The organism is Klebsiella sp. CN_Kp066 (genome assembly GCF_040065135.1).
GTDB lineage: Bacteria > Pseudomonadota > Gammaproteobacteria > Enterobacterales > Enterobacteriaceae > Klebsiella > Klebsiella oxytoca.
The window spans coordinates 38,476-55,830 of the sequence record NZ_JBEAIU010000033.1 but is presented as its reverse complement, the minus strand read 5'-3'; the positions used below and the strand labels follow the sequence as shown (position 1 = coordinate 55,830).

The following is a 17,355-nucleotide window of genomic DNA, read 5'->3' as shown; positions in this document are numbered from 1 at the left end:
AGATTTCCTGCTATATCCCCCGGCGGCGCGAACGCTTGCCGGGGCTACTGCTTCGGATTGCCCGGATACGCGGTAGCGCCATCCGGGACAGACCGGGTTACTTACGCACTGCGCTGCAGCAGCATCGACTTAATATGGCCGATGGCGCGCGTCGGGTTCAGCCCCTTAGGACACACACTGACGCAGTTCATAATGCTGTGACAGCGGAATACGCTGAAAGCATCGCTCAGCCCTTCGAGTCGATCGCTGGTTTCGGTATCGCGGCTGTCGATCAGGAAGCGATACGCGGCCAGCAGGCCAGCCGGGCCGATAAACTTGTCCGGGTTCCACCAGAACGACGGGCAAGAAGTCGAACAACATGCGCAGAGAATACACTCGTACAAACCATCGAGTTTCTCACGCTGCTCTGGCGTCTGCAGATGCTCACGAGCCGGAGGATTTTGCCCATTATTCAATAAGTAAGGCTTAATCTTCTCATATTGTGCATAGAATTGCCCCATGTCTACCACCAAATCACGGATAACCGGTAATCCTGGCAGCGGACGGATAACAATTTTCTTACCCGGCTGATTCAGCGCGGAGATCGGCGTGATGCACGCCAGACCATTTTTACCGTTCATGTTCAGACCGTCGGAACCGCATACCCCTTCACGACAGGAGCGACGGAACGACAGCGACGGATCTTTCTCTTTCAGCTGGATTAACGCATCCAGCAGCATCATGTCACGACCCTCTTCCGCTTCCAGGGTGTAATCCTGCATACGCGGAGCATCGTCTACGTCCGGGTTATAACGATAAACTGAAAACTCGAGTTTCATATTCCTGTCTCCGCATTAATAAGTACGAATCTTCGGCGGGAATGCCGGACGCAGTTTCGGTTCCATATTGACGCTACGACGCGTCATGGATTCCGACTCTGGCAGATACAGGGAATGGCACAGCCAGTTTTCATCATCACGATCCGGGAAGTCGAAGCGGCTATGCGCGCCGCGGCTTTCGGTACGATAATTTGCAGACATTGCGGTGGCGTAAGCGGTTTCCATCAGGTTATCCAGCTCCAGGCACTCAACGCGCTGGGTGTTGAACTCGCTGGAAGTATCATCCAGACGGGCGTTTTTCAGGCGCTCGCGGATGGCTTTCAGCTGCTCAAGGCCCTTCGCCATCGCATCCCCTTCGCGGAATACCGAGAAGTTATGCTGCATACACTCTTGCAGCGCTTTGCGGATTTCGACCGGATCTTCGCCATTCCGGTTGCCGTTCCAGCGGTTCAGACGTTCCAGAGAAGCGTCGATCTCGTCATCCGTCGCATCGCGCAGTACGCCCTGCTCGGCGATAGACTCTTGCAGATGCAGACCTACCGCGCGGCCAAAGACCACCAGGTCAAGCAGCGAGTTGCCGCCCAGACGGTTTGCGCCGTGTACCGATACGCAGGCGATTTCGCCTACCGCAAACAGCCCCGGAATCACTACGTCTTCGCCCTGCTCGTTGACGGTCAGCGCCTGGCCGCTCACTTTGGTCGGAATACCGCCCATCATATAGTGGCAGGTTGGAATGACCGGAATCGGCTCTTTCACCGGGTCGACGTGGGCAAAGGTACGGGAGAGTTCCAGGATACCCGGCAGGCGGGACTCAAGCACTTCTTTACCGAGGTGATCGAGTTTCAGCTTGGCGTGCGGGCCCCACGGACCGTCGCAGCCGCGACCTTCACGGATTTCGATCATGATGGAACGCGCCACTACGTCGCGACCCGCCAGGTCTTTCGCATTCGGCGCATAACGCTCCATAAAGCGCTCGCCGTGTTTATTCAGCAGATAGCCGCCTTCGCCGCGGCAGCCTTCGGTCACCAGAACCCCCGCCCCGGCAATACCGGTCGGGTGGAACTGCCACATCTCCATATCCTGTACCGGAACGCCGGCGCGGATCGCCATGCCAACGCCGTCGCCGGTATTGATATGCGCATTAGTGGTGGACTGGTAAATACGGCCGGCGCCGCCGGTCGCCAGCACGGTAGCGCGGGCTTTGAAGTAAACCACTTCACCGGTCTCGATGCACAGGGCGGTACAGCCGACCACCGCGCCATCGGCGTTTTTCACCAGATCCAGCGCGTACCACTCGGAGAAAATCGTGGTGTGATTTTTCAGGTTCTGCTGATAGAGAGTATGTAGCAGGGCGTGACCGGTACGGTCAGCCGCCGCAGCGGTACGTGCCGCCTGCTCGCCGCCGAAGTTTTTCGACTGGCCGCCGAACGGGCGCTGATAAATCGTGCCGTTATCGAGACGCGAGAACGGCAGACCCATATGGTCCAGCTCCAGAATCGCTTCCGGGCCGGTTTTACACATATATTCGATGGCATCCTGATCGCCAATGTAGTCCGACCCCTTAACGGTGTCGTACATGTGCCATTCCCAGTTATCTTCATGGGTATTACCGAGCGCGACGGTGATACCGCCCTGTGCGGAAACGGTATGGGAACGGGTCGGGAAAACTTTGGAGAGCAGCGCACAGCTTTGGCCGCTCTGGGAAATCTGCAGCGCCGCGCGCATACCTGCGCCACCGGCACCAATCACAACTGCATCAAATTCTCTGACAGGCAATTTCATTACACACCCCACACCACAACAAATCCATAAAGAACGTAAGCCACCAGCGCAACAACGATCAGCAGTTGCAGAATTAAGCGCACGGCCAGTGGTTTAACGTAGTCCGTTAACACCTGCCACATGCCGATCCAGGCGTGGATCAGAATGGAAACGAGAGCCAGCAGGGTGAAGACTTTAGTGAACGCGGAGGAGAAAAAGCCCGTCCAGACTTCCCATGAAATTTCACCGGTGGTGGCAAAGAAGCCAACCATATAGATGATGTAGAGGGTCAGAACGATAGCGGTAGCACGGACCAGAATAAAGTCATGTACGCCGTTGCGTCCTAGTGCTGAGGCGTTGCTTACCATACGAGGACTCCTGCGAGAAGTGAAAGCACGACAGTAATAACAAAAGAAATTTTGGCGGAGCGTGTCCCTGATTCGAGAGTTTCTGCAAGATAGCCAAAATCCATCAGCAGATGGCGGATACCGACCACCGCGTGATACGCCAGCGCGGTCAGGATGCCCCACATGATGAATTTCACAAAGAAGCTATCCATAATGGATGCCGCTGTGAGGAAACCTTCGGGAGAGGAAAGGCTGGTGCCCAGCAGCCATAGCAGAATCCCGATCGCCACGAAGGTGATCACTCCGGATACGCGATGGAGAATGGACGCTATCGCCGTGATTGGGAACCGGATCGTTTGCAGATCCAGATTGACAGGTCTTTGTTTTTTCACATTTCTTACCATGAATAACGCCCACATGCTGTTCTTATTGTTTCCTTCCTCCGGTCTGCTTGCGGGTCAGACAGCGTCCTTATCTATAACTAAAAGTCATGTTAAAACGCCTTTCCAGGAGTTAAAGCGTGACAAAATAACGCTGGGTGGCTCGGGATTGCAGGGTGTTCCGGAGACCTGGCGGCAGTATAGGCCGTTCACAAAATCATTACAATTAACCTACATATAGTTTGTCGGGTTTTCTCCCGAACAGTGATCTATGTCACGATAACAACATATTTTTAATTTTTAATCATCTGATTTGACAAATATTAAACATTATTGTTACAACCATTACCAGATAAATGCAATAATACGCAAAAGTTATGGGGTCACTCTTTTACCTGAGAATAAGTTATGCAACAGTGAGAGAGTATTGACCGATGTAATCAGGACAGTTATTAGTGGTATATAGTTTTATAATATTCGGGCTGCTAAAACGCTGATTTGCTGCTGTTTCATCGTAGGCTGAAGACGTACCATCAAGCGCCCTTGCTCTGTACCCTGCCCCTTTCGCGACGCAGAGCGATGTGCAACATAACAAACTGGTAACGTCATCTGCTACGGGCCGAATGCAAATCCACCACCCCGGCAGTCTTAAGCAATAAAGGCGCTAAGGAGACCATAAATGTCTGATGCTAAAGCAAAAATCACCCTGGGTGGTGATACTGCTATTGAACTGGATGTGCTAAAGGGCACTCTCGGTCAGGATGTTATTGATATTCGTAGTCTTGGTTCAAAAGGTGTATTTACTTTTGACCCTGGTTTCACCTCAACCGCATCCTGCGAATCTAAAATCACCTTTATCGACGGTGATGAAGGTATCCTGCTGCACCGCGGTTTCCCGATCGATCAGTTAGCAACCGACTCTAACTATCTGGAAGTATGCTACATCCTGTTAAACGGTGAGAAACCGACCCAGGCACAGTACGACGAATTTAAAACCATCGTGACGCGCCACACCATGATTCACGAGCAGATCACTCGTCTGTTCCACGCGTTCCGCCGCGATTCTCATCCGATGGCCGTCATGTGCGGTATCACCGGTGCGCTGGCTGCGTTCTATCACGATTCGCTGGATGTAAATAACCCACGCCACCGCGATATCGCCGCATTCCGTCTGCTCTCCAAGATGCCGACGATGGCGGCAATGTGTTACAAATATTCCATCGGCCAGCCTTTCGTTTATCCGCGCAACGACCTCTCCTACGCGGGTAACTTCCTGAATATGATGTTCTCCACGCCGTGTGAAAAATATGAAGTGAACCCGATTCTGGAACGCGCCATGGACCGTATTCTGATCCTGCACGCCGACCACGAACAGAACGCTTCCACCTCCACCGTGCGGACTGCCGGCTCCTCCGGCGCCAACCCGTTCGCCTGCATCGCTGCAGGCATTGCTTCCCTGTGGGGACCGGCACACGGCGGCGCCAACGAAGCGGCGCTGAAGATGCTCGAAGAGATCAGCTCCGTTGAACACATTCCGGAATTCGTCCGTCGCGCGAAAGACAAAAACGACTCTTTCCGCCTGATGGGCTTTGGCCACCGCGTGTACAAAAACTACGACCCGCGCGCCACCGTGATGCGTGAAACCTGTCATGAAGTGCTGAAAGAACTGGGAACGAAGGACGATCTGCTGGAAGTAGCCATGGAGCTTGAGCACATTGCGCTCAACGACCCGTACTTCATCGAGAAGAAACTCTACCCGAACGTCGATTTCTATTCCGGTATCATCCTCAAAGCGATGGGCATTCCGTCTTCGATGTTTACCGTTATCTTCGCGATGGCGCGTACCGTGGGCTGGATTGCGCACTGGAACGAAATGCACAGCGATGGCATGAAAATCGCCCGTCCGCGTCAGCTCTATACCGGCTACGAAAAACGCGACTTCAAGAACGATATCGCTCGCTAAGTCAGCTTTCGCAGCGACAAAAAACGCGCCTGAAGGCGCGTTTTTTTATTGCTGGCATCCGGGGCACCAGTAAAACGGCCGCGACGAGAGCATGGTCCTCTCGATAATCCCGCCGCAGCGCTCGCAGACCTCACCCTGGCGATGAAAAACCTTAAAGCGAAACAGCGCGCCGTGGTGCTTATTGTCGTCCACCAGACCGCGCGTGTTATAGGACAAACGCGGGATCTCCAGCAGCGCATGCGCCAGCGCATTGAGCTGCTTTTCATCCAGTTCAGAGGCTTTATGACGACCGGTTAGCCCGACCTGCCAGAGGATCTCCACGCGCAGATAGTTGCCCAATCCGGCAAGAAACGCCTGATCCAGCAGCAGTCCGGAGAACTGGCGGTTGCGGAATTTCGCCGACAGCAGCCGCTCTTTAACCTGTTCAACGCTAAGGCTCATATCGAGCACATCCGGTCCGACCCGCAGCAAAAATGGATGTCGGGCGAGCTGCTCGGGCGTCAGCATTTCAATATCGGAGGCGCTGTAGAGCAAAATCGCTCTACGCGCCGTCTGCAGCCGAACGCGCAACACGCGCGTGGTTTCTGGCTGCGCCCCCGCGTCCACCACTCGCCAGACGCCATACAGCTGATTGTGGCTATACAGCGTTAATCCGCCGGAGAAATGGGTCAACAGCGCCTTACCGCGTGTTTCAATGCGTGTTACTCGCTGGCCGACAAGCTGGGATTGATAATGTTGTAACTGCGGGAAGGCGAACCACGCCTCAGTCAGGGGTTCGCCTTTAATCGCCGCTTCCAGGCTATCCGCCGCACGGCGAATTTCCGGACCTTCCGGCATAATAATATCCTTGTGTTAATGCGTTGCGCCGCCGCCGATTTTCACGTCGCCATCCTGCTGCAGGGCAACGGCGATAGCCGTTTCCAGCGCCGCACGCACCGTCTCTACCGCCATACTGGCGGCACCGGGGTGAGCCGCAGCCTGCTCAGGCAAATACGGAATATGGATAAACCCGCCCTTCACGCCGCTGCTGTTACGCAGGCTATGCAGCAGACCGTACATCACGTGATTACAGACAAACGTCCCCGCCGTCTGCGATACCGACGCCGGGATCCCCTTGCTGCGCAGCGCGGCAACGATCGCTTTGATCGGCAGCGTGCTAAAGTACGCCGCCGGACCGTCAGCCACGATCGGTACGTCAATGGGCTGCAGACCTTTATTATCCGGGATCCGCGCATCATCGACGTTGATCGCTACCCGTTCAACGGTGATGTCGACGCGACCGCCCGCCTGACCAATCGCCAGGATCAGGCGCGGCTGCAGCTCATCCAGCGCGACGTTCAGCACCGTCAGGGCCTCGCCGAAGACGCAGGGCAGCTGCCGCGCCACCACCGGTTGCCCGGCAATGATAGCGCCATCCAGCTGCTTTACCACTTCCCACGAAGGGTTAACCGCTTCGCCGCCGAACGGTTCAAAACCGGTAATCAATACGCCAGCCATCATCCCTCCTTACAGGAACATCAGGAAATAGAGCAAAAATACGTTCACGATAAGTAACATAATGCCGGTCGGCACCTGGGCTTTGATCACCGCGTTTTTGTCCGGCAGCTCCAGCAGCGCGGCCGGGACGATATTGAAGTTCGCCGCCATAGGCGTCATCAGCGTTCCACAGTAGCCGGAGAACATGCCAATTGCCGCCATCACCGCCGGGTTACCGCCGTGCTGCAGCACCAGAATCGGGATCCCGACCCCTGCCGTCACGATGGGGAAAGCGGCAAACGCGTTGCCCATCACCATCGTCAGCAGCGCCATCCCAAGGGTATAGACGGCGACGGCGATAAACCGGCTGTCCACCGCCAGATAGTGCTGCGTCAGCCAGGAGATGCTGTTGCCGACGCCCGCGGCGGTAAACAGCAGCCCAAGAACCGCCAGAATTTGCGGCAAAATAAACGCCCAGCCCACAGAATCCAGCAGACGGCGAGCTTCCTGTAACGGCTGAACCGCCGTTTCATGGGTCATGCGGATAGCCATTACCAGACCAATCAACGTGCCCGCAGTCATTGAAAACAGCGTAATCAGCGTGGCGTGATTGCCCGGGCCAAAGATGGCGACCTGCAGCGAGGGCAAATTATTAAACAGCAGGACGCCGATCACCGTCACTACCGGGATCGCCAGCGCCGGGAAAAACAGCCGATTGCCGAGGCGCGCGGCGCTGGCGCTGCGTTCTTCCTGCGAGCGCTGGTGATAACGACCGAGACGCACGCCGCCAAATCCGGCGATCAGCGCCAGCACCACGACCACCACGCCAACGCCGATATTGACGAGGCGCTTGTCGCCGACCAGCGCATAGGTCCAGTCGCCGAACAGAAAGACCACGCCGTACAGACCCCAGAACAGACCGGTTGTCAGCCTGCGCGGATTAGCCTTATCGCGCCATGACATCACCGCTACCACCAGCAGAACGACGCCCGCCAGCCAGTACAACCAGGTTTGCTGAAAATTCATACGGCACCGCCTTTCGCCTGCCCGGCGTTAACCTTGTCCAGCTCGCGCTGGAGATGACGGTCGAGGCGCCACAGGCGGGCAGAGTGGATCAGGAAGGCGCATACCGCCGTTGGGATCCCCCACAGGGCAATATGCAGCGGCTCAGTCTGAATGCCCCCCGACTCCAGCATAAAGTTATGCATAAAGATAATCGCCCCGAAGGCAACGAAAATATCTTCGCCGAAGAACAGGCCCACGTTGTCGGTGGCCGCTGACATCGCGCGCAGGCGATAGCGGACATTTCCCGGCAAGGCGCCAAAGTTTTTTTCCGCCGCCCCTTCCGCCATCGGCGCCAGAAGCGGGCGCACCATCTGCGGATGACCGCCCAGGCTGGTAAGGCCCATCGCCGCGGTCACTTCACGCACGAAAAGATAGACGATTAGCAGACGACCGGCGGTGGCGCTGCGGATTTTCGCGATCCACGTCTGCGCGCGCTCTTTCAGACCGTGCCGCTCCAGCAGGCCAATCACCGCCAGCGGCAACAGAAGAATAAACGGCAGATTGCGGGTATTGAGAAATCCTTCACCCAGCTTCTCCAGAATGGTCGCGATCGGCATATGCGCCGTCAGACCCGTGATGATCCCGGAAACAATAACCACCAGCACCGGGTTAAAACGCAGAACAAATCCGACCACGATCGCGGCAATGCCGATCAGCGGCCAGAGAGATAATGACTCTCCCATAATTACATCCTGTATGTTGTTGTGAAGTGTTGTTTATTATTAATTTATTGATTAATAATATTATTTTTATTCTTCTGCTTCCGCGCTCACCTGAATGTTACGTCCGGCGAACGCCGCGCGCAGGCGACGCGCAAAATCCAGCGCATGCTCGCCGTCGCCGTGCAGACAAACGGTTTCCGCCACCACGTGCGCCCATTCGCCGGTGATGCTGCGTACCCGGCTGTGCTGCACCATTTCCAGCGTTTGCGCCAGCGACTGCTCTTCACTCTCGATCAATGCCCCTGGCTGAGTGCGCGGCACCAGGCTACCGTCCGCCAGATAGCCGCGGTCGGCGAAGACCTCCTGGCGGGTGGTCAGCTGATAACGCTGCCCGGCGCGAATCAGCTCGCTGCCCGCCAGGCCCACCAGCACCAGACCGGCGTCAACGTCATATACCGCTTTGGCGATAGCGTCAGCAAGCTGCGGATCTTTTGCCGCCTGGTTATAGAGCATGCCGTGCGGTTTGACGTGCTGTAGTTCGCCGCCCTGCGCGCGCACCAGCGCCGCCAGCGCGCCCACCTGATACAGCGTTTGCGCATAAACCGTCTCCGGCGGCAGCTGCATCGCCGTGCGGCCAAAATTTTCCCGGTCGGGGAAGCTGGGGTGCGCGCCCACCGCGACGCCATATTTCAGCGCTTCGCGCACGCACTGCAGCATCATCACCGCATCGCCCGCATGGAAACCGCAGGCGATATTGGCGGAAGAGACCAGCTGCAGTAGCGCGCTATCGTTGGCGCAGCCTTCGCCAAGGTCGGCGTTTAAATCAATCTTCATCGTTCAGTCTCCATGCCAGTTGTTCAAAATAACGTTGCCGGTCGGCGCGCGCCTTCAGCGCCTCCTCCAGAGAGCAGGGAACAAAGTGGATCGGCTGCCCCAGCGGGATTTGCGCCAGCTGATACATATCGGCCTCGATAATCGTCGCGATGCGCGGGTAACCGCCGGTGGTCTGGGCATCGTTCATCAGTACGATAGGTTGACCGTTATGCGGAACCTGCACCACGCCAGGCAGCAGACCGTGCGAAAGCATCTCGCGATCGGTCGTCCGCTTCAGCGGTTGCCCCTGCAGACGATAGCCCATGCGGTTGCTCTGCGGGCTAAGCTGCCACGGCGAACGCCAGAAAGTGTCCTGCGACACGCTGTCAAACTCCTGATACTCGGGGCCGGGCAGCGCGCGGATGCGGTTGCCGATGGGCAGTTGCTTCACCCCGCGCGGCCCGCGGAACTGCTTATCCGATTTCCCCAGCTTCAGTCGGTCTCCATCCTGCAAACGTCGACCTTCCAGACCGCCAATACCCACTTTCAGATCGGTACTGCGCGAGCCCAGCACCTTCGGCACCGCGATGCCGCCCGCCACTGCCAGATAGCTGCGCACGCCGTGCTGTGGATTCTTGAGCACCAGACGCTGCCCGGCCTTGACCGCCGTCCGCCAGCCCACCCACACCGGCTCGCCGTCAAGCTTCGCCTCGCAGGCGGCGCCGGTGAGCGCGAACCAGCCGCTGCGTTCAAATTGAATATCCACCTGGCCCAGCGTGATCTCCAGCGCCGCGGCATTGGCCCCGTTGCCCACCAGCAGATTCGCGGTAACCAGCGCCGGTTTATCCATCGCACCGCAGCGGCTGATGCCCAGCTGACGCAGACCTTCACGCCCGCCGTCCTGCACCGAGGTATACATCCCGGCACGGATGATTTTTAACATACGCCCTCCTTTTGCGGGACGAAACGCACTCTGTCGCCGGAGCGCAGCAGCACCGGCTCCTTGCGCTTCGGATCAAATAGCGCCAGCGGCGTTCGGCCCAGCAGCTGCCAACCTCCCGGCGTCGCCAGCGGATAAATCCCGGTCTGCGCTCCGCCGATCCCTACCGAACCCGCCGGCACCAGCAGGCGCGGTTCCGCCCGCCGCGGCATCGCCAGGCGCTCCGGCAGGCCGCCGAAGTAGGGGAACCCCGGCTGGAAGCCGAGGAACCACACCACGTACTCCACCGATGAATGCAGCTCCACCACCTGCTTTTCGCTCAGTCCGCTGTGGCGAGCCACTTCCCCCAAATCCGGACCGCCTTCTCCGCCGTAAACGACCGGCACCAGAATCTCCCGCGATTCCGGTTCGAGCGTATCGCACTCCTCCCACCAGATTTGCAGGCGCTCGATCGCGTCCCACGCCGTCTGCTGGGGATTTCGCAGTATCACGGTAATGTTGTTCATACCCGGAACGGCTTCCACCACCTCGGTATGACCAACCAGCCGTTGGGCTAATCGCCAGATCCGCTTCTGACTCTCCAGCGTCACCGGAGGTTCAAGCTCCAGTACGACTGCCGTTTCACCTAATAAATAACAACGCGCTCGCTGCACTTTTACCTCCGTTCATCAGGCCGGGTTCGGGATATCAATAAAGGTGACATCCAGCTCGGTATTTTCCGTCAGCCATTCGCTTAACGCGCGAATTCCGCCACGCTCGGTGGCATGATGTCCGGCGGCGTAAAAATGCAGCCCCTGCTCGCGCGCCGAATGGATGGTTTGCTCTGAAACTTCGCCGGTAATAAATGCATCAACGCCAAAGCGGGCTGCGCTGTCGATAAAGCTCTGGCCGCCGCCGGTACACCACGCCACGCGGGCCACTTTGTCCGGCCCGGTGTCGCCGCACCACAGCGGTTTGCGCCCCAGCCGCGCTTCAATCCACGACGCCAGTTCCAGGCCCGAGACCGCCATCGACAGTTCGCCCCACGGCACCAGCGGTTCAATTTCGCCCATCACATTAATGCCGAGCAGCGACGCCAGCTGGGCGTTATTGCCCAGCTCCGGATGGGCATCAAGCGGCAGATGCCAGCCGTAAAGGTTGATGTCGTTAGCCAGCAGCGTTTTGAGGCGATTACGCTTCATGCCGCGAATAATCGGCGACTCGCCTTTCCAGAAGTAGCCGTGGTGGACGATGACCGCATCCGCCTCAAGACGGACGGCCTCATCAAGCAGCGCCTGGCTGGCGGTTACGCCGGTGACGATTTTCCGAACCGTCTCGCGACCTTCCACCTGGAGCCCATTGGGTGCGTAATCACTGATGGCCGCGCTATTGAGTTTTTCATTAATCAGTTGTTCCAGTTCACTATTTTTCATTGCCGTTCCACCAGGTCATCGTTTTATGCAGAGGAATAACATAACGGTATCCGCCCAATCCGTCGATAGTCCTGCCGCGTCGCCGTCAATTTTGCCCATTCACAAAATCCCGCAATTTGTCTACTCACTCCCTCGCGCATTCGTGTATATTTATGCACTATTACAGCATATTAAATAACCAGAAAGCCTATAAGGCCATGAATATCACTAGGGAGTGGCTATTCATGCAGAAAGATCGACTTTCATTTTTATGGCAGGACAAAGCGTTTCATGAACACACAATCTTCACAGCCGCGGGCGATTTATTACGTCGTCGCGCTGCAAATCTGGGAATACTTCAGTTTTTACGGCATGCGCGCGCTGCTCATTCTTTATCTCACCAATCAGCTCAAGTATGACGATAATCATGCCTATGCGCTGTTCAGCGCCTACTGTTCTTTAGTCTACGTCACGCCTATTCTCGGCGGCTTCCTGGCCGATAAGCTGCTGGGCAACCGTATGGCGGTGATGCTCGGCGCGCTGCTGATGGCCATCGGCCATCTGGTGCTCGGCGCCAGCGAAATCGCCCCCACCTTTCTCTATCTGTCGCTGGCGATTATTGTCTGCGGCTACGGGCTGTTTAAATCCAACGTCAGCTGTCTGCTCGGTGAACTGTATGAACCCACAGACCCGCGTCGCGATGGCGGTTTTTCGCTGATGTACGCGGCGGGCAACGTCGGATCTATCGTCGCGCCAATCGCCTGCGGCTACGTACAGCAAGAGTACAGCTGGGCGATGGGCTTCGCGCTGGCGGCCGTTGGCATGATTGCCGGGCTGGTGATTTTCCTCAGCGGCAATCACCATTTCCGCCACACCCGGGGCGTGAATCGCGAAGCGCTGCGGGCGCGGAGTTTTGTCTTACCGAATTGGGGCTGGCTGCTGGTTCTGCTGATCGCCGCGCCGCTGCTGATCACCGTGCTGTTCTGGCAGGAGTGGTCGGTGTACGCGCTGATTGTCGCGACGGTGATTGGTCTGGCGGTACTGGCGCGGATCTACCTGCGGGCAGAGACCGCCAGGCAGCGTAAAGAGCTGCGCCTGATTATGGTGCTCACCTGCTTCAGCCTGCTGTTCTGGGCCTTTGCGCAGCAGGGCGGCAGCTCCATCAGCCTGTACATCGACCGTTTTGTTAACCGTCATTTTATGGGCTATGAGATTCCGACCGCGATGTTCCAGTCGGTCAATGCCTTTGCGGTGATGCTCTGCGGGGTGGTTCTGGCGTGGCTGGTGAAAGAAAACATCAACGGCAACCGTACCGTGCGCATCTGGGGTAAGTTCGCGCTGGGCCTTGGCCTGATGAGCGCCGGGTTCTGCATCCTGACCCTTAGCGCACGTTGGTCAGCCGCCTATGGGCACTCCTCAATGCCGCTGATGGTGCTGGGCCTGGCGGTGATGGGGTTTGCCGAACTGTTTATCGACCCGGTGGCGATGTCGCAGATTACCCGTATCGAGATCCCCGGCGTGACCGGCGTGCTGACCGGCATATATATGCTGCTCTCCGGCGCTATCGCCAACTATCTGGCTGGGGTTATTGCCGATCAAACCTCGCAGGGATCGTTCGACGCCGCCGGAGCCATCAACTATTCAATTAATGCCTACATTGAGGTGTTCAGCCAGATAACCTGGGGCTCGCTGGCCTGCGTCGGCCTGGTGCTGGCTATCTGGCTGTATCACTCCGTTAAGATCAGGGCTCGCCGCCTGGCGATGGAGTCTTAACTTCTCTGGCGGCTTCCCAGGCCGCCAGCGTCTCCAGCCGCGCCTGTTTGTGATCGACAATCGGGCGCGGATAATCCAGCGTTACGCCCTGTTTCTCCGCCCACAGCCACGGTTGATGCAGCGCTTTCTCAGGCACCCCGGCCAGCTCCGGTAGCCATTGACGAATAAACTGCCCCGCTTTGTCGAAGCGCTCTCCCTGGGTCGTAGGGTTAAAAATACGAAAATAGGGCGCGGCATCGGTGCCGGTCGAAGCCGCCCACTGCCAGCCGCCGTTATTCGCCGCCAAATCGCCATCTATAAGCTGTTCGATAAAATAGCGCTCCCCCAGCCGCCAGTCGATGCGCAGATCTTTCGCCAGAAAACTGGCGACAATCATCCGCAGGCGGTTATGCATCCAGCCGGTCGCATTAAGCTGACGCATCGCGGCGTCGACAATCGGGAAGCCGGTTTGCCCACGCTGCCAGGCCTGAAGCGCGGCTTTATCGTCCAGCCAGGCAACCTTATCGGTCCAGCCAATAAAAGGCCGACCTTTACACAAGTCCGGGTAGTAAACCATCAGGTGGCGATAAAACTCGCGCCAGATAAGCTCGTTGAGCCATACCGCTCCGGCTTCGCCATCCAGCGCCCGCGGCAGCTCCACCAGCAAGCGGTGCAGACACTGGCGCGGCGAGAGCGCGCCCACCGCCAGGCACGGCGACAGCCGGCTGGTCCCTTCGATGGCCGGAAAATCGCGCTGCTGTTCATATTCGGCGGCCTTTTGCTGGCAGAAGCCGCGAAGCCGGGCGATAGCGCTTTTTTCATCCGCGGCGAACAGTTCGCTATCGAATGACGTCTGTGGAAAATCTATTTTTACTGCAGACGAGGCTGTGATGGGCCCACCCGCACGGACTTTCGGCGCGGCGACGCACTCCGGCAGCGCCTCCTGTAAACGCCGAACAAAAGCATTTTTAAACGGCGTAAATACCTTATACATTTCGCGGCTGCCGGTCAGCACGCTGCCGGGCGGCAGCAGCACGCTGTCATCAAACCCCTGACAGGTCACCTCTGCTAAGGTTCTCTCCACCGCCGCATCGCGCTGGCGCTCATTGATTTCATACTGGTAGTTGTAAAACAGATGCGTCACCTGCTGCTGCCGGCAAATGCTGACGAGTAGCTCTACGCTGGCGGTGAAATCTTCAGCATGTTCAATCTGCAGCGGGATCCCCTTTTCGGCCAGCGCCGCTTGCAGGCTGTGCAGATGGCTGACCATAAACGCCGCCTGGCGCGGCGCCATACCGTGCTGACGCCATTGCCCTGGCGTGGCGATGAATAATCCCAGCACCCTGGCATGCGGATCGCGGCAGGCGGCGGCGAGCGCCAGGTTATCGTGGATGCGCAAATCCGCGCGAAACCAGACCAGATGGGTGGCCATAACATTCCTTTCATGATGAAAATTGATAAGTTCGACGTATATTTAATCCTCCCGCAGGTTAACCTTCGGGGAGTGAATAAGTGTAAGCCACTCATGGCAAAAAAAAACCGCCGGATAAACCGGCGGCATGATGATAAAGCAATCTGTTGGCACGCTGTGTCGCGAGTCTGGCGGAGGAGACAGGGTAAATAAACCGCAATCTCAATACATTAGCCTGTTTCCACGGCGCGCACGCGCTGAGCCATAAGCCGTTATTAATAAAAATCTGCGGAGGCTTTTTCGGCCTGCGCCATCCATACCGGCTGTTCGCTGGTCTTTGCCCACACGCGGTGCAGCCAGCTGTAAAAACGGGCGCGATCTTTCCAGAACAGCATCACCGGCAGCGCCAGTACACCAGCCGCCACGGCGAAAGCGCGACGCGCAAAGATGATATGAGCAGGATAAGTTTTGTACAACGCCATAATTTCTCTCCCCTTTGTCAGGCCGGCAAGTAAAGCCGGTAAAGTTAATCTGTTTCTCTGCTTAAAATAGTACCGCTTTGGCTGTAATTTTACTACTCATCCGACCACTAAAAAACGCCTATTCAGGATTTATTTACATTCATCCGGTAATTAAGTTACATAAAGGTTAAATTAATACTAATCATTAGTTAAATTGTGGTTTTGGCCATTTTTATATTTTTTTTACACCCCCGTGGCTGATTTTTGCGAAATCTTTGCGCCCGACTTCCTATTCTCCTCGTAAATCAAAAAAGACATCCGGAGGTGGATTGTGACTACAGGCGTAATCGCTGGCGTAGCGCTGGTGTTCCTGTTGCTGGTTTATCTGGTTTATGCCCTGATACATGCGGAGGCATTCTGATGGCCGCTCAAGGTTTTTTACTCATCGCGACTTTTATTCTGCTGCTAATGATCCTCGCTCGTCCGCTGGGTACGGCGCTGGCGACGATGATCAATGATATGCCGCTACCGGGTCTGGCCCGGATTGAACGCGGTTTATGGCAGGCAGCGGGGATTCGTTCGCAGGAGATGAACTGGCTCCAGTATTTAGTGGCGATTCTGCTGTTTAACGCGCTGGGTCTGGCGGCGCTGTTCGCTCTGCTGATGTTTCAGGGCTCTCTGCCGCTCAACCCGCAGCATCTGCCCGGTCTGTCATGGGATCTGGCGCTGAATACGGCGGTGAGCTTTGTCAGCAACACCAACTGGCAGGCCTATGCCGGTGAAGCCACCATGAGTAGCCTTAGCCAGATGGCCGGGCTGGCGGTGCAAAACTTCCTCTCCGCCGCTACCGGCATCGCGGTGATCTTTGCCCTCACCCGCGCATACGCCCGGCAGAAAGTCACCGCTCTGGGCAACGCCTGGGTCGATCTGACCCGCATTACTCTCTGGGTGCTGCTGCCGATTTCGCTGCTGATTGCGCTGTTCTTTATCCAGCAGGGCGTGCCGCAAAGTTTATCGCCGAATCAGGAATTTACCTCGCTTGAAGGGGTACGCCAGATGCTGCCGTTGGGGCCGGTGGCTTCGCAGGAAGCGATAAAAATGCTGGGTACCAACGGCGGCGGCTTCTTTAACGCCAACTCGGCGCATCCCTTTGAAAACCCCACCGCGCTGACCAACCTGGTGCAGATGCTGGCGATCTTTCTCATTCCGGCGGCGCTGTGCTTCGCTTTCGGTGAGGCGGTGGGCGATCGCCGTCAGGGTCGGGCGATTCTGTGGGCGATGACGCTCATCTTCATCGTCTGCGTGGCGGTAGTGATGTGGGCAGAAACCCGCGGCAACCTTCACTTGCTGAGCCTTGGCGCCGACAGCAGTAGCAACATGGAAGGCAAAGAGAGCCGGTTCGGTATTCTCGCCAGCAGCCTGTTTGCCGTGGTCACCACCGCCGCGTCCTGCGGGGCGGTCAACGCCATGCACGACTCCTTTACCGCGCTGGGCGGGATGGTCCCTATGTGGCTGATGCAGATAGGCGAAGTGGTCTTCGGCGGCGTCGGCTCGGGTCTGTACGGCATGCTGCTGTTCGTGATGCTGGCCGTGTTTATCGCCGGGCTGATGATTGGCCGCACCCCGGAATACCTCGGGAAAAAAATCGACGTCCGCGAAATGAAAATGATCGCGCTGGCGATCCTCGTTACCCCGACGCTGGTGCTCCTCGGCACGGCGCTGGCGATGCTGACCGAGGCCGGTCGCGCGGGCATGTTTAACCCCGGGCCGCATGGCTTCAGCGAAGTACTGTATGCCGTCACCTCAGCGGCGAACAACAACGGCAGCGCCTTTGGCGGCCTCAGCGCGGCAACACCGTTCTGGAACCTGCTACTGGCATTCTGCATGCTGGTCGGCCGCTTCGCGGTGATTATCCCGGTGATGGCGATTGCCGGTTCGCTGGTGACGAAGAAAATTCAGCCCGCCGGCAGCGGCACGCTCGCCACCCATGACGCGCTGTTTATCGGCCTGCTGATCGGCACCGTACTGTTGGTCGGCGCCCTGACCTTTATTCCCGCGCTGGCGCTCGGCCCGCTGGCAGAACATTTTTCCTTACTTTAAGCGATTGCGGAGCAA

At 57.3% G+C, this 17,355-nt stretch carries 18 protein-coding genes; 4 read left to right on the top strand and 14 right to left on the bottom strand.

Annotation, left to right across the window (positions count from 1 at the left end; translation table 11 throughout):
* Positions 1-101: 101 nt before the first annotated feature.
* The 4 genes from sdhB to sdhC are packed head-to-tail and all read right to left on the bottom strand — an operon-like array spanning position 102 to position 3,345.
* The gene (gene sdhB / locus ABLV75_RS11655; protein WP_004100281.1) at positions 102-818 is read right to left on the bottom strand and encodes a succinate dehydrogenase iron-sulfur subunit SdhB; all 717 of its coding nucleotides are present in this window, start codon (positions 816-818) and stop codon (positions 102-104) included.
* 15 nt (positions 819-833) lie between these two features.
* Positions 834-2,600, bottom strand: a complete 1,767-nt coding sequence (sdhA, locus tag ABLV75_RS11650; RefSeq protein WP_004100279.1) for a succinate dehydrogenase flavoprotein subunit — start codon at positions 2,598-2,600, stop codon at positions 834-836.
* On the bottom strand, positions 2,600-2,947 hold the full coding sequence (gene sdhD, locus ABLV75_RS11645; RefSeq protein WP_004100278.1) for a succinate dehydrogenase membrane anchor subunit: 348 nt from the start codon (positions 2,945-2,947) through the stop codon (positions 2,600-2,602). Before sdhD ends, sdhA begins: the two co-directional genes overlap by 1 nt.
* Positions 2,941-3,345, bottom strand: a complete 405-nt coding sequence (gene sdhC, locus ABLV75_RS11640) for a succinate dehydrogenase cytochrome b556 subunit (RefSeq protein WP_004100277.1) — start codon at positions 3,343-3,345, stop codon at positions 2,941-2,943. The genes sdhD and sdhC overlap by 7 nt, the downstream gene beginning before the upstream one ends.
* 640 nt (positions 3,346-3,985) lie before the next feature.
* On the opposite strand from sdhC, the gene gltA reads away from it, so the two are divergent.
* On the top strand, positions 3,986-5,269 hold the full coding sequence (gene gltA / locus ABLV75_RS11635) for a citrate synthase (protein WP_004100276.1): 1,284 nt from the start codon (positions 3,986-3,988) through the stop codon (positions 5,267-5,269).
* 45 nt (positions 5,270-5,314) lie between these two features.
* Here the strand turns inward: gltA and nei are convergent, their stop codons facing one another.
* The 8 genes from nei to ABLV75_RS11595 all read right to left on the bottom strand — a co-directional run bounded on the left by nei (position 5,315) and on the right by ABLV75_RS11595 (position 11,637).
* On the bottom strand, positions 5,315-6,106 hold the full coding sequence (nei, locus tag ABLV75_RS11630; protein WP_004111444.1) for an endonuclease VIII: 792 nt from the start codon (positions 6,104-6,106) through the stop codon (positions 5,315-5,317).
* A gap of 15 nt (positions 6,107-6,121) precedes the next feature.
* A complete protein-coding gene (pcp, locus tag ABLV75_RS11625) occupies positions 6,122-6,766 on the bottom strand; it encodes a pyroglutamyl-peptidase I (RefSeq protein WP_004100274.1) in 645 nt (214 codons plus the stop codon).
* Between the two features lie 9 nt (positions 6,767-6,775).
* The gene (locus ABLV75_RS11620; protein WP_004100273.1) at positions 6,776-7,771 is read right to left on the bottom strand and encodes a DUF979 domain-containing protein; all 996 of its coding nucleotides are present in this window, start codon (positions 7,769-7,771) and stop codon (positions 6,776-6,778) included.
* Positions 7,768-8,493: a DUF969 domain-containing protein gene (locus tag ABLV75_RS11615; protein WP_004100271.1), complete on the bottom strand. Its 726-nt coding sequence runs from the start codon at positions 8,491-8,493 to the stop codon at positions 7,768-7,770. Before ABLV75_RS11615 ends, ABLV75_RS11620 begins: the two co-directional genes overlap by 4 nt.
* 66 nt (positions 8,494-8,559) lie before the next feature.
* Positions 8,560-9,306 (bottom strand): 5-oxoprolinase subunit PxpA, encoded by a 747-nt coding sequence (gene pxpA / locus ABLV75_RS11610; RefSeq protein WP_004100269.1) that lies wholly within the window; start codon positions 9,304-9,306, stop codon positions 8,560-8,562.
* Positions 9,296-10,228, bottom strand: a complete 933-nt coding sequence (gene pxpC / locus ABLV75_RS11605) for a 5-oxoprolinase subunit PxpC (protein ID WP_004100268.1) — start codon at positions 10,226-10,228, stop codon at positions 9,296-9,298. The genes pxpA and pxpC overlap by 11 nt, the downstream gene beginning before the upstream one ends.
* Entirely contained in the window at positions 10,222-10,878 is a 657-nt protein-coding gene (pxpB, locus tag ABLV75_RS11600; RefSeq protein WP_004100266.1) for a 5-oxoprolinase subunit PxpB, read from the bottom strand. The genes pxpC and pxpB overlap by 7 nt, the downstream gene beginning before the upstream one ends.
* A gap of 15 nt (positions 10,879-10,893) precedes the next feature.
* On the bottom strand, positions 10,894-11,637 hold the full coding sequence (locus ABLV75_RS11595) for a type 2 GTP cyclohydrolase I (RefSeq protein ID WP_004100265.1): 744 nt from the start codon (positions 11,635-11,637) through the stop codon (positions 10,894-10,896).
* Positions 11,638-11,907: 270 nt separating this feature from the next.
* On the opposite strand from ABLV75_RS11595, the gene dtpD reads away from it, so the two are divergent.
* Positions 11,908-13,389: a dipeptide permease DtpD gene (dtpD, locus tag ABLV75_RS11590; protein WP_004100264.1), complete on the top strand. Its 1,482-nt coding sequence runs from the start codon at positions 11,908-11,910 to the stop codon at positions 13,387-13,389.
* Here dtpD and phrB read toward each other — a convergent pair.
* Together phrB and ABLV75_RS11580 are read right to left on the bottom strand one after the other, a co-directional pair.
* Positions 13,358-14,800, bottom strand: coding sequence for a deoxyribodipyrimidine photo-lyase (phrB, locus tag ABLV75_RS11585; RefSeq protein ID WP_004100262.1), 1,443 nt, complete (start codon positions 14,798-14,800; stop codon positions 13,358-13,360). The two genes, dtpD and phrB, sit on opposite strands and share 32 nt — an antisense overlap.
* A gap of 254 nt (positions 14,801-15,054) precedes the next feature.
* Entirely contained in the window at positions 15,055-15,261 is a 207-nt protein-coding gene (locus ABLV75_RS11580; RefSeq protein ID WP_004100261.1) for a DUF2517 family protein, read from the bottom strand.
* A gap of 310 nt (positions 15,262-15,571) precedes the next feature.
* Here ABLV75_RS11580 and kdpF point away from each other — a divergent pair, with 310 nt between their 5' ends.
* Together kdpF and kdpA are read left to right on the top strand one after the other, a co-directional pair.
* Positions 15,572-15,661, top strand: a complete 90-nt coding sequence (kdpF, locus tag ABLV75_RS11575; RefSeq protein ID WP_016807944.1) for a K(+)-transporting ATPase subunit F — start codon at positions 15,572-15,574, stop codon at positions 15,659-15,661.
* Positions 15,661-17,340, top strand: a complete 1,680-nt coding sequence (gene kdpA, locus ABLV75_RS11570) for a potassium-transporting ATPase subunit KdpA (protein ID WP_004100260.1) — start codon at positions 15,661-15,663, stop codon at positions 17,338-17,340. Before kdpF ends, kdpA begins: the two co-directional genes overlap by 1 nt.
* Positions 17,341-17,355 lie beyond the last annotated feature (15 nt).